The organism is Clostridium sp. CF012, from assembly GCF_018861755.1.
Classification (GTDB): Bacteria; Bacillota; Clostridia; order Clostridiales; family Clostridiaceae; genus Clostridium_AD.
On the sequence record NZ_JAHLEF010000060.1, the window covers coordinates 1 to 13,201 of the forward strand.

At 32.7% G+C, this 13,201-nt stretch carries 12 protein-coding genes and 1 pseudogene; 6 read left to right on the top strand and 7 right to left on the bottom strand.

From position 1 onward, the window contains the following. Window positions 1–360: 360 nt before the first annotated feature. Both KPL50_RS25585 and KPL50_RS25590 read right to left on the bottom strand, forming a co-directional pair. On the bottom strand, window positions 361–735 hold the full coding sequence (locus KPL50_RS25585) for a hypothetical protein (RefSeq protein ID WP_216301314.1): 375 nt from the start codon (window positions 733–735) through the stop codon (window positions 361–363). Window positions 736–1,187: 452 nt separating this feature from the next. After that, window positions 1,188–1,616, bottom strand: a complete 429-nt coding sequence (locus KPL50_RS25590; RefSeq protein ID WP_253200816.1) for a GNAT family N-acetyltransferase — start codon at window positions 1,614–1,616, stop codon at window positions 1,188–1,190. 611 nt (window positions 1,617–2,227) lie between these two features. On the opposite strand from KPL50_RS25590, the gene KPL50_RS25595 reads away from it, so the two are divergent. Both KPL50_RS25595 and KPL50_RS25600 read left to right on the top strand, forming a co-directional pair. Then, window positions 2,228–3,484: a dicarboxylate/amino acid:cation symporter gene (locus KPL50_RS25595; protein ID WP_216301315.1), complete on the top strand. Its 1,257-nt coding sequence runs from the start codon at window positions 2,228–2,230 to the stop codon at window positions 3,482–3,484. Between the two features lie 78 nt (window positions 3,485–3,562). Then, a complete protein-coding gene (locus KPL50_RS25600) occupies window positions 3,563–4,879 on the top strand; it encodes an aminotransferase class V-fold PLP-dependent enzyme (protein ID WP_216301316.1) in 1,317 nt (438 codons plus the stop codon). 55 nt (window positions 4,880–4,934) lie between these two features. Here KPL50_RS25600 and KPL50_RS25605 read toward each other — a convergent pair whose 3' ends face one another. The 5 genes and pseudogenes from KPL50_RS25605 to KPL50_RS25620 form a co-directional block, all read right to left on the bottom strand. Next, entirely contained in the window at window positions 4,935–5,615 is a 681-nt protein-coding gene (locus KPL50_RS25605) for a LysR substrate-binding domain-containing protein (protein WP_253200817.1), read from the bottom strand. 39 nt (window positions 5,616–5,654) lie between these two features. Then, window positions 5,655–5,834 (bottom strand): annotated as a pseudogene (locus KPL50_RS28050) (LysR family transcriptional regulator); the annotation flags it as partial. 287 nt (window positions 5,835–6,121) lie between these two features. Beyond that, window positions 6,122–7,309 (bottom strand): pyridoxal phosphate-dependent aminotransferase, encoded by a 1,188-nt coding sequence (locus KPL50_RS25610; RefSeq protein WP_216301318.1) that lies wholly within the window; start codon window positions 7,307–7,309, stop codon window positions 6,122–6,124. A gap of 252 nt (window positions 7,310–7,561) precedes the next feature. Beyond that, window positions 7,562–8,542, bottom strand: coding sequence for an NAD(P)-dependent alcohol dehydrogenase (locus KPL50_RS25615; RefSeq protein ID WP_309245220.1), 981 nt, complete (start codon window positions 8,540–8,542; stop codon window positions 7,562–7,564). 302 nt (window positions 8,543–8,844) lie between these two features. Continuing rightward, window positions 8,845–9,552 carry a DNA alkylation repair protein gene (locus tag KPL50_RS25620; RefSeq protein ID WP_216301319.1) on the bottom strand — a complete coding sequence of 236 codons (708 nt, stop codon included), beginning with the start codon at window positions 9,550–9,552 and terminating at the stop codon, window positions 8,845–8,847. A 210-nt stretch (window positions 9,553–9,762) separates the two neighbouring features. On the opposite strand from KPL50_RS25620, the gene KPL50_RS25625 reads away from it, so the two are divergent. From KPL50_RS25625 to KPL50_RS25640, 4 genes are all read left to right on the top strand, one after another. Continuing rightward, on the top strand, window positions 9,763–10,740 hold the full coding sequence (locus KPL50_RS25625) for an ABC transporter substrate-binding protein (RefSeq protein WP_216301320.1): 978 nt from the start codon (window positions 9,763–9,765) through the stop codon (window positions 10,738–10,740). 116 nt (window positions 10,741–10,856) lie between these two features. Continuing rightward, window positions 10,857–11,873, top strand: a complete 1,017-nt coding sequence (locus KPL50_RS25630; protein WP_216301321.1) for an iron ABC transporter permease — start codon at window positions 10,857–10,859, stop codon at window positions 11,871–11,873. Then, window positions 11,866–12,909: an iron ABC transporter permease gene (locus tag KPL50_RS25635; RefSeq protein WP_216301322.1), complete on the top strand. Its 1,044-nt coding sequence runs from the start codon at window positions 11,866–11,868 to the stop codon at window positions 12,907–12,909. The genes KPL50_RS25630 and KPL50_RS25635 overlap by 8 nt, the downstream gene beginning before the upstream one ends. Before the next feature lie 12 nt (window positions 12,910–12,921). Beyond that, window positions 12,922–13,152: a hypothetical protein gene (locus tag KPL50_RS25640; protein WP_216301323.1), complete on the top strand. Its 231-nt coding sequence runs from the start codon at window positions 12,922–12,924 to the stop codon at window positions 13,150–13,152. Window positions 13,153–13,201 lie beyond the last annotated feature (49 nt).

Here is a 13,201-nt window from a genome sequence, read left to right on the forward strand (position 1 = left end):
TACTATACATATTCGACATAAACATCAAAAATCCTTTTTGAATTAAAAAATTGCTCAAAAAAAACGTCATCTCAAAATTGATGACGTTTCTTATAGTTTTTCAGTGGCCTCTCCTTAGATAGGGGGTATTTTCCTGGTATGCAATAAAAAGACCCTACCATAAGATCAACCCGTTCCATTCAGAGGTGCAAAATATAAAAAATTCTTGTTTTTTGCACTAATAATCACATATAAAATCACATAAATATTAACATTAAAAATAGTAGGGATTTGTTCCTGCTATTTTATTAATATTATTATGAATTCTTTCAATATCGTGGATTTACGATTAACTAACAATTTAAGATATTCTTCAATAATTTAGTTTATGAATTTGTTTATATTATCATATCGAATATCAATACGTTTTTCAGTATCGTTAATATCTTTATATTCCAAATATATATACATAGGTTTCTCTTTGGGACTTCCTCCACCTATTAGTAGGTGGTACTTATCATCTATTGGATACCACATAATGTATAAACCACTTCCAATATCTTTACCATTATAAATTTGAAAGTCTTCCCAAGACAACTTGCCTCCTTTTTTCGATAAATTTTTTACTATCTCAAGTGTTAGTTTAGTAGACTCCCCTACCTTCTGTTTTTCTATGTTATGCTTTCTTATGTTGTTCCAACTAATGGTAAATATGATTGTTAGAACACAAGCAACAATTAATAACTTCCATTTCATGTAGTTCCTCCTTTATATCATACGATTAATATTCACTTCGCAATACTCTACAATTTTGCAATAATTTTCAGTTTATTTATATCCTAATTATAACATAAATATTGAATATTCAGAATTATAATACATTTTAGTATTGCATATCCATAATGTTCTTATGTATACTATCACCTTTAAAACACATATTTTAAATATGTAATAAGTTTATTACACTTCTAAAATATGTGTGATTTTATTGTTTTATTAGATGTGATTTTATAACAAAATCTAACCTTAACCTAGTAATATCAGCAAAAAAGCACCATGTGATTTCTTAGTGAAATACCATGGTGTTTTATAAGTTTTGACTACTTTTGCACTTCATAACGGAACGGGTTGCCATAAGATAAGCCCTTTTTATTGTATACTAGGAAAGTATTTTTGGTCCAAACGTAATAACGTACTTTATAAATAACTTAGCATTTTTTAGAATAAATAAATAAGTCAGATCGCTTTATCCAATTTAATTTACTCCAGAAAGCAGTTCCTCCTTCGTTATCACAAAAAACAAAAAGATGACATTTATCTATTCCTTGATTTTTAAGTTCTTCAAGTGCTTTTTCAACCAAAATCCTTCCTATACTTTGACCTCGGTATTCAGGTAATACACAAGTATGATGTATATAACCACGCCTTCCATCATGTCCACAAAGGATAGATCCAACTATTTTATTATCTTTATAGTATACAAATGATAAATTTAAATTTCTTTTTAAATATCTTGAAATAGATTCTTCAGAGTCAGACTCACTTAGTCCAATTCCTGGAATATTACACCACATTTCATAGATTTCAGAATAATTTTTTATAGTCATCGGCTTAATACATAGTTCTTTATTTAACATATTAATTCCTCCCCCTTTAATAATAGTTCAGGTTTACATTATCTATTTACTTAATTATACTATTAATTATACTATTAATTTATCTTTGTTTTTATTATTCTAATATTTTCAAAATTTATATTACCCAATCATAGCTTCTTCATTTATAAATTTTATAACACCTCCCTCTAATTATCATTAATATCTATTTAGTTGCAATTATAAAACAATATTATTCATTTTTATTATATTTATAAACGTAATATAATATAAACAGAACGAATTCGTCAGAATATTGTTTGTATTTGCGCAAATACAAATAATAATCAATTAGAGTAATGTATTTTATTAATATCTGTTTAATAAAAATGCATCAGTTACATTTAAAATCATAAGTGGTTCTACATCTCTGAACCAAAGTTTCAATACGACCTAATTACACTCATATAGATAATTATGCAGTTCAATGAGAACTTGGCTGAGAGAATTACTCAAAGGACACCTGTAAAGCTTTACAACAGATGATATGTTCTTCATGTAATCTGTTGATTGTCACAGATTCAAGGGTGTTGATAAATTCTTAATTTAAATAAGTAAGATTATTAATACAACTATTGAGAGGAGTAAATTATATGAAAAAAATTAAAAAAATGCAATTAGCAACAAAAGTTTTTATTGGTTTTGGTTTAGGCATTTTGCTTGGTGTAATTTTCAAAGAAAAGATTATGATTGTTAAACCACTTGGAGATCTCTTTTTAAGATTGATTAAGATGATAGTTGTTCCTCTTGTATTATTCTCTATTATCGGCGGAGTAGCAAGCATAGGAGATATTAAGAAACTTAAAAGACTGGGAAGTAAAACATTATTATATTATATAATAACCACACTCATTTCCGGGATTATTGGGTTAATTGTTGCCAATATAATCAATCCAGGTAAAGGATTTTCAATGAATCTAATTACGACTGGAAAGGTGGAGGCGACGGTAGCACCAAAGTTTATGGATACTTTGCTTAACATGGTACCAACAAATCCAGTAGAAGCTTTAGTTAATGCGAATCTCATGCAAATAATTATTTTCGCATTATTCTTTGGAGTAGCCATGACAATAGTAGGTGCAAAAGCAAAACCGATAAAAGATTTTTGCGATGCTGGAACTGAAATTATGTATAAATTAACATCAATAGTGATGGAGTTTTCACCTATAGGAGTTACTGCACTCATTGCAACTGCTGTGGGGGAATACGGTCTTAAAATATTTGGACCATTAGGTAAATTAATACTAGCAGACTACATTGGTCTTACACTCATTATCGTAGTAATGTATACAATCATGTTGAAATTCATAGCAAAGGTTAGTATTAAGGAATTCTTCAAGCATATTCCTGAAATATGGGCGGTTACAGCCAGTACTACCAGTAGCTCAGGAACACTGCCAGTTACAATTCGAGTAACAGAAGAAAAATTTAATGTTCAAGGTGAATTAGCAAGTTTTACACTCCCACTTGGCGCCACTATGAATATGAATGGTGCAGCCAATTACTTTGCAGTTGCAGTAATCTTTGTTGCACAAATATATGGTATAGAGATGTCATTTTTTCAGCAATTTATGATTATTATACTTGCAACCATGATTTCCGTTGGTGCACCTGGAATTCCAGGTGGTGGAATAGTTTTAACCATAATGCTTCTTAATACCATGGGCCTTCCAATTGATATAGTTGGACTTATTGCTGGAATATACAGAGTTCTTGATATGGGACACACGACCCTTAATGTTACAGGTGATGTAGTTAGTACGCTTTGCATTGCTAGATCGGAGAATATGTTTAAACCCGATGCAGCTCAACCTAAAATCAAACTTAGTAATCAAAACACAAATATTTAACAACAGGGTTATTTTAGTAGTGTATAAGCATTGTTTGTGTTACTGTAATTTATTAAAAAAATATTGGAGGTATATATTATGAACGATAAAATTAATCAAGGACAACTTTTTGATGACAATCTTTCAAATGAAATAAAAGAAAAATTTTATAATATAGATATCGACCCTATTTCTCATGAAAAAAGAATTTTCTTTGATAATGCAGGGGGTGCATTAAGGTTAAAAACTGCAAATGAAATATTTAAGAAAATTGATGAGTTGCCTGACTGTCCTGAACATTCAAATCGTACTGCGAAATGGCTTTTAAGTATACAGGAAAAAGCTTATGAAGATATAAAAACAATATTTAATACAAAATCAGGAAGCTTGATAACATCTTTGACAGCTTCAATGGCAATTTTTGAAATGACAAGAGCTATAATTGAAGATGTACCAGGGACTAATGTAGTTACAACTGCATTAGAACACCCATCTGCATTTGATTCTATAGTAACTTTTGCTAAAAAAACAGGAAAAGAAGTAAGGGTAGCAAAAACTAATTCAGTAACAGGTGGAGTTGATGTTAACGAAATTACAAAGCTAGTTGACAAGGATACATGTTTGTTAAGTGTTATATATGCTTCCAATGTTTCTGGTGCTGTTCTTGATATAGAATCTATTGTAAAAGAATGCAGAAAAATAAAGCCTGATTTATATATTGTATGTGATTCTGTACAACATGCACCTCATGGGGCTATAGACCTTGAAAAGACTCCAGTGGATGCAATTAACTTTGCCCCATACAAATTTTTCGGCCCCAGGGGATTTGGAATAGGCTATATGTCTGAAAGAGCAGCGAAGCTACCTCACAGCAAGCTCATTGCAAAACCCGAAGGTGAATGGGAACTTGGAAGTCCTGCTCCAGCTCATTTTGCTGCAATATCAGAAATAGTTAACTATGTCTGCTGGATAGGCGAAACATTTATAGATTCCAAGGACAGACGAGAATTGTATGTGGAGGGTATGAACCGGATCAATATGCACGAAAGGGCATTAATGTATCGTTTACTTAATGGCTCTCTGAATGTAACTGGTCTTAGAAATATTAAGGGGGTCAAGGTTTTCTTAGATTATGAAGATCTTTCTACTAGAGACTTCATTATGGCAATAGGTTTTGACGATTTAGGTTCTAAGCAAGCTGTCTATGAGTATGAAAAAAGAGGAGTAGTTGTTTTTGAAAGACTTGTGGCCTCTTCATATTCTGTAAGAATGCTAGAATCCTTTGGTATGGGTGATGTAGTGAGAGTATCTCCGTTACATTGCCACACTATAGAAGATATCGACAAATTTTTGAAAATTACTGAAGAGCTTTCCCAGCTATTGCTGGTACAGGGCATTGATTGTAAGTTCGCATAAGGGATTAAATGAGCCGGCTTAGGTAGAAATTAACCTTAGTCGGCTTTTAATTTTATTATTTAATTAGCGAATTAAATGTATCGCTTTTTTTGAAGTTATCAAAATGTTCTTCAAACATTTCCAAAGATTTCACCCTACTCGGTTTAGGATATCTATGGGTTATCTGATAACATACACGATCAGGTGGAGAATCTAAAAGCTCAGAAATTTGAATTGGTTTTATTTTCGCAAAGGTTCTTGCTATTGATATGGCCACAATCGACCAAAGATTGGGAAAGTCCAAAAATGACATAAGTAATGCTGCAGTATCTACAGTTGAATACTCTCGTTTTGAAGGATCCCACCAATAATCATGCCATTTCTCAAAACTAGTTCCACAATCTAAAAAAATCTCATTCCTTGGATTTAGATCCTTTGGATGAACAGCTTCTGGGAAATTAGATTCGATTAAAGATATTAAGACCATCCTCTCTTTAAACACAGGTTTACATAGTATATTTTTCGATTGTGGCAACCATAAAACAAATCCTACGTCAATTTCATGGCTTTCAATAAGATTAAAGATTGTAACAGTCCAATGAGAGCTAACTTTGACAATCATTGGGCTATCACTTCGTATAAGTTTATTGTAAAGGGAGGAAAACACACAAGCATTTAAACTATCTACACTACCAATATTTAATTTATGCAGTGAATCTTGCGCTTTCCATACCAGAGTGTCCTTCCATAAAGACATCCACCGCTTTGCAATTAATATAAATTCTTCCCCCTTGGGGGTAAGGGTTATAACCCTTTGTCCCCGCTTACGTAGAACAAGCTCTGTATTAAGCTCTTGTTCAAGGATTTTAAGACGGTGGCTGATAGTCGATTGAGATAAATATAGTTTTTCGGCGGCTTTCGATAGGCTTTTAGTCTCGACGATACTTAAAAAAGCTTCTACACTTATAAAATTCATAACAACTACCTCTAATCCTTAATATTTATTTAGTTTATATTAAATAACAAAATTATTTCTTTCCATTACTATTATAATACTTTTGAGTTAGTTAATATATAGCTTAACTTTAATGTCATCCACAGTCAAAGTAAAATATTTACCTTCTGTAGATGTTAAAAAATTCATAGCTAATTTATATAAAGCAAAAACTTCCCGTTTATGTCATGACCTCTAGGGTACATAACAATAACTGGAAGTTATTATTTGCCAAAAAATATAGTAGCTTGGTATATTTAAATTTACTATTAACCTTCTGTAAAATTAATTATCCGTTCTATACCTTCTTTAATATTTTCCATTGATGTTGCGTAAGAAATTCTTACATAATTACTTACACCAAATCCCTCACCAGGAATTACTGCTACTTTTTCTTTGCTAAGAAGTATATTAGAAAAATCCATTGAATTATTAATTTTGGTCCCATCTATTACTTTACCAAGCATTTTAGATATATTAACCATAATATAAAAGGCTCCTGCTGGCTTTACACATGAAAGTATATTTGTAGAATTTATTTTTTTAACTACATAATCTCTTCTGCATTTAAACTCTTCAACCATTAAATCTACCGAATCTTGTTCTCCATTTAATGCCTCTACTGCTGCATATTGTGCTATAGAATTAGGATTAGCTGTAGTATGACTTTGTATATTAGACATTAATTTAATAATCTTTTCATTTCCAGCTGCATATCCAATTCTCCAACCAGTCATTGAATATGTTTTAGAAACACCATGTATTATAATAGTTCTATTGTAAGAATCATCACTTATACTTGCTAGGCTTGTATATTTAGAATGATCATAAATAAATTTTTCATATATTTCATCAGATACTAATATCAAATCATGAGCTTTTGCCAAATCTGCAATTAAGGATAACTCATCTCTACTATATACTGCACCAGTTGGGTTATTAGGACTATTTATAAGAATTGCTTTAGTTTTTGAAGTTATGGCACTTTTTAATAATTCTTCAGTATATTTAAAATCATTTTCTTCATTACCAGATACAAACACTGGTACTCCATCTGCAAGTTTAATTAATTCTGGATAGCTAACCCAATATGGTTTTGGAACAATAACCTCATCTCCTGGATTTAAAATTGCTTGAAAGACATTTGACAGGCATTGCTTAGCTCCAGTTGAAATCATAATTTGAGAATTAGAGTATATTAAATTATTATCTCTTTTAAATTTTCCACATATCGCAGTCTTTAACCCATCTATACCTGATGCTGAAGTGTATTTTGTATATCCACTTTTAATTGCTGATATAGCAGCCTTTTGAATATTTTCTGGTGTATTAAAGTCAGGTTCCCCTGCTCCAAATATGATGACATCCATGCCTTCTGCTTTCATTTTTTTTGCTCTAGCTGTAATTTCTAGAGTTATTGATGGTGAAATTTGTTCTGCTCTTTTTGATAGTATCATGCTAAATCGCCCCTATATAAATAAAATTTTGAAGCTTTATTATCTTGTTATGTCCCTTTGGATATAAAACTTCAACAGTATCTCCATTGTAAACTTTATTATCATGTAGTTCATTATTAATAATAAAAATGATAATTATTCATTCATTACTAAAATTGGCTTAATTACTAATCCCTTATTAGCATCCTCAAATGCTTTATTAATATCTTCAAATTTATAGAATTTAACTAGCTTGTCAAAAGGAAATTTTCCTTATTTATAATATTGAATCATTTTAGGTATAAATACTTGAGGTACTGAGTCACCCTCTATTACCCCAATCATAGATTTTCCTTCACCCATCAATGCATTAAATACATTTATATTAACATCACCGCTTACTCCCAAAATGGCACATGTTCCTAATGCTCTTAACGCATAAAGTGATTGATTAACGATTTCAGGTATTCCCGTTGTCTCAACGGAATAATTAGCTCCACCATTTGTTATTTTCTTAATTTCTGCTACAACATCAGTAACTTCCTTACTATTTACTACATGTGTTGCGCCAAGTTCTTTTGCCAGCTCTAATTTTTCTGCATTTCTTCCCACTGCTATGATTTTACTGCAACCAGTCAATTTTGCTGCCATAATAGCACTGAATCCAACAGATCCACATCCAAATACTACAATTGATGAACCAAACTCTGGCTTTAATCTATTAAGAACTGTTCCTGCCCCTGTTTGTACCCCACAGCCTAAAGGGCCTACTAATCTTAAATCAACATCTTTATCTACCTTTGTTATGTTTCTAACATTCACTACTGAGTAAGTCGCAAAGGATGATTGTCCAAAAAGTGTTGAAATATCTTTATTATCCTTCGATAAACGTGTAGTTTTATCATTCATTATTCCACCAAAATTAAGTTCATTAAAATTCTCACATAAATACACATGACCTTCTAAACAATTATTACAACATCCACATGAACTGAAAGATATAGCTACGTGGTCACCTACTTCAAAACCAGTTACTCCATGTCCTAGCTTTTCAATAATTCCTGCACCTTCATGCCCTAACACAATAGGAAGAGGTGTAGGGATCAATTGATCTCTTACAACAGCATCTGTGTGACACACTCCTGTAGCAATAATTTTTACAAGCACCTCATTATATTTTGGTTCTGCTAATTCTACATCCTCTATTGAAAATTCGTTTCCCTTTTCATAAATAACAGCTGCTTTAATTAACATAATTACCTCTCCTTTTTATTTGCTTTCTATGACCTTTTAATTTTATAGTATAATAGTATAATCTAGATATCAATAAACAAAATCACTATCTGTGCTAGTACAAAAGTAAAGGAATCACTTAGATTGTTAAAATATGAGAAGATTATAGAATACATCAAAAATGGATACTATATATATTTTTTTTTATCAATAAATTGTATTTAAACATTCCAATCAATTAGAGAAAACCTACCTCATAGATTTCTCTATAAAATAGGCTTTATGTGATAACGTAGATTTTTATACTTAAAATTATAGATACTTTAACATCTTACATGTTTACGTTTAAATCCTAGTTTTCCTTTATCAACTCCATTTTGAATATATTCTATTGCAACATTCGTCTGATAGAGTTTTTTGTCCATAAAGACCTCTACCTTTCCTAGCTCCTCCGCAATTTTCTTTGCTTCTTCATGAAGCGGTAAATACGAAATGCCAACAGAAATAATAAAATTGTTCATAGCATATTTAACGCGGTTTGGCTGGTTGTGTATCGTGTCACGCACCCTATTAAGCATTGCCAAAAGTTTATCCTTGTCAAATTCACTGTCTTTACGAGTGCCTAGTAGCCAATCGTAGCAACTCCAGCCAGCCGACATTGTTAATTCTTTTCCGCTATCAATCCAGCTATCGGCAACGGAAAAGGCAATATCTGTTTCGGCAAGGGTTACTGCTACAATGAAGTCCGAAATCATATAAAAATAAGCGCCATCTATCCATCTATTAAAATCTTCTTCCACCATTTTCTTTGGCTCAGCTATCATACCTGCTAAATACATGGCATCATAATTTCCTGTTTCATAAAGTTGCTCTGCCAAAGACTGGTTGTATTTTATTTTCTTGAAAATCGGCTTCATAGCGCTTATGCTTACGCCAAAAACAGGCTCCTTCGCACCATTGCTCATGTAAATTTTTTTCGTACGTTCTTTACCAAGGGACTTCAGTTCATCCATGATTTCGTTTAGTTCCATTTATAACATCTCCTTAAAATTTATAGTAAGATTCATAAATTGATAATGTCAACGGCACCGTTAATTAATGACTATTATAATACTTTTGAGTTAGTTAATATATAGGAAAATCGGAAAGATTGAAAAATGTCACTATACATTTTCTTTAAGTAATGGTAAGATAGATGATAATGATAATCATTACAGTTAAGGATAAAAAGGAGTGTACATATGTTTCGTAATAATAAGTTATTTTCTATTATGTTTTCTTTTATGGCAGTGATGCTACTTGTAGCTGGGTGTGGCAACAAGTCAACGACAAACACAAGTAAGGAGAAGGCGGCACCTTCATCTGAAGAGGAGCGCATTGTTAAGCATGCTCAGGGAGAGACAACGATTAAAGGTACGCCTAAAAGAATAGTAACCTTATATCAAGGCGCTAATGATACAGTGGTGGCGTTTGGTGTAAAGCCTGTTGGTATCGTTGAATCATGGGATCAAAAACCAATTTATGATTATTTAAAATCTGATTTAGAAGGTACAATAATTGTTGGACAAGAGTTGCAACCTAATTTAGAAGAAATTTCTAAATTGAAGCCAGATTTAATTATTGCTTCTAAGTATCGTCATGAGAAAATTTATTCACAATTATCTAAAATCGCCCCAACTGTTATGGACGATACAGTTTACGAATGGAAAGATACATTGAATTTAATAGCTGATGCATTAAACAAACAAGATAAAAAAACTGAATTATTAGCTAAGTGGGATGATCGCGTAAAAGATTTTAAATCTCAAATGGGAGATAAATTACCAATGAAAGCGACCATTACAAACTTCCGCTCGGATCATATGCGTTTATATTATAATAGTTATGGCGGATCTATTTTAAAAGAGCTAGGCTTTGAAGGGCTTGAAAGTCCGGCAGGTTATAAGGGTAATGATTGGGGAGAAAAAATCACTTCTAAGGAACGTATTCCTGATTTTAACTCTGATACGATCTTCAACTTTAATGCCTCTAAAGATTCGAAGCTAGCTGAGGGAAACTATAAAGAGTGGACAAATCATCCGCTTTGGAAAGAGCTTAATGCTGTGAAAAACGATAAGGTTTTTCAAGTTGATGAAGTGTACTGGAGTACAGGTGCTGGGTATAAATCAGCACACTTAATGCTTGATAGCTTATATGACATTTATAAATTGAAAAAATAAGTGATAGCCTCAAACAATAGTGAACCTGTGTAAGTGATGACCAATATATGTCCATCACTTACGCAGGTTAATTTTCTGTAATATTAGACGAAGTCAAAACTATGAAGGGAGATTAAATGCTACTACTCGTAAAGAAAGATAAGGGGAAGATGATTGGCTTAGTTTTGTTAATGGTTTTATTACTGGTTTGTATGCTATCGAGTTTGATGTTCGGTAGTACGCATTATACGTTGACTGATATTTACAGCATGGTAACGTCCTTTGATGTACAAGATTTAACTCATATCATTATCTGGAAAGAACGTTTTCCACGGATGGTGATTGCGGTAATTACTGGGGCTTCGCTTTCGGTTGCTGGTGTTATTAGTCAGCTGCTTACGCGTAATCCGTTAGGTTCTCCTAGTGTGCTCGGAATTAATTCTGGAACGATTTTCTTTATTGTACTCTTTGTTGTTATATTCAAAGTATCGGATTTAAATATTATTGTATATTTCGCTTTTTTAGGAGCTCTAGTAGCGGCTATTCTAGTTTATTTGCTCGGCTCTTTAAGTTATTCAGGTACTACTGCTGTGAAAATTATTTTAGCTGGGGTTGCCGTTAATGCGATGTTTGTCTCATTTACTCAAATCATTTTGTTAATGAATCAAAAGGGGATGAATGACGTCTTGTTTTGGATGTCAGGAACTATTAGTGGTCGGACTTTAGATATGATTTTATCTATTTTGCCGTTCTTACTTATTGCTCTCATTGCGACGTGTTTTTTAGGACGGTCTATGAACATTTATGCGTCTGGCGAAAGCATTGCCAAAGGGTTAGGGCAAAACGTGATGTTAATGAAATTGACGTTACTAATTTTAATGGTTGTGCTTGCTGGTGGTTCCCTTGCGGTAATAGGTAATGTTGCGTTTGTAGGTTTGATTATTCCACATTTGGCTAAATCACTTGTCGGGAATAGCTATGCCTGGTTGACACCCTATTCTATCTTACTCGGAAGCATATTTTTACTGGTGGCAGATATTAGTACACGGCTTATAAATCCACCTTCGGAGATTCCTTTAGGTGTGATTATATCATTTATCGGAGCACCTTTCTTTATTTATATCGCATTTAAAGGAGGACGTACACGTGGATAATCGATGGATAGTTCGGTCTAAAAATGAGAAATTATCATTTTTCATGGTAAAAAAAGATATATATAAAACCATAGTGGTATTGGTTTGTTTATTGTTAGTCGTTTTGTTAGGGCTTATGCTTGGCACCGACATTATATCGTTTCATGAAGTGATTGATTATACCTTTAATTTAGCAACTATTGAGAATGAATTTGTATTAGGGGAATTAAGGATGCCTCGTGTTTTGTCGGGAATGATTGTGGGAGCATCACTAGCTGTAGCTGGTTTAATTGTGCAAGGGATCATTCGAAATCCGCTTGCTTCACCGGACGTCATTGGTGTCACAGGTGGCGCTTCTGTAAGTGCAGTATTGTTTTTAACTTATTTTAGCGATTCAATGGGTATTCAATGGACTCCAATTTTTGCTGTTATTGGTGCAATTATTACATTTTTAATTATTTATCTTTTTTCACTGCATCCGTCGATTACCGCAAATAGAATTGTGTTAATTGGCATCGGGTTAGCATCACTTTCAGATGCGCTCGTTATGTATATTCTCATGACGTCGGCTTCATTTTCATCTGAACGCGTATATTTATGGATGACAGGAAGCTTATATGGTGTCAATTGGATTCAAACAATAGCAATCCTCGTATCGTTTATTTTCTTATTTTTAATTATTATGTGGTGGAAGCGTAAGTTTGAGTTGTACAGTTATGGTGATTTAGTTGCCCAGCAGTTAGGGCTAAATTTGAAACGATTTAGAATACTATTTTTGCTTCTTAGTGCATTGCTTTGTGGATTATCGGTTTCGGTGGCTGGAGGAATCGGTTTTGTTGGCTTGCTTACACCACATATTTCAAGAAGAATTGTGCGTCATCATACGTCACTTCTATTTGTTACCACAGCTGCCATCGGGGCTATATTAGTCGTACTTGCAGACTGGATAGCGCGCACTGCCTTCCAACCGTTAGATATTCCAGTAGGGGTATTTACATCCGGTATAGGCGCACCATTCTTTATTTATTTGCTGATTAAAAATCGTAATTCATTGTAAGGGTGGATAAAAATGGACAGTATTGCTATGAACAAACTCAAGAATAATTTTGATATATATTTAGAGCATGAGATGCCTAAGGATATCACTATAACCGATTTGCTAAATGAAAAAAAATGTTTATCGTTTCTACAAAAGTACATGACAGAGTTAAAAGCACTAAATTTAATAGTCGCAGCTTTGGATCTATGTCAATATCTTAGACACAAAAAGTTGAACTTTTTATGCGGTTGTCCTAGCTAAATCTTCACATTTTTGAGGGGATATATAACCGATGCTACTGTGTATTCTT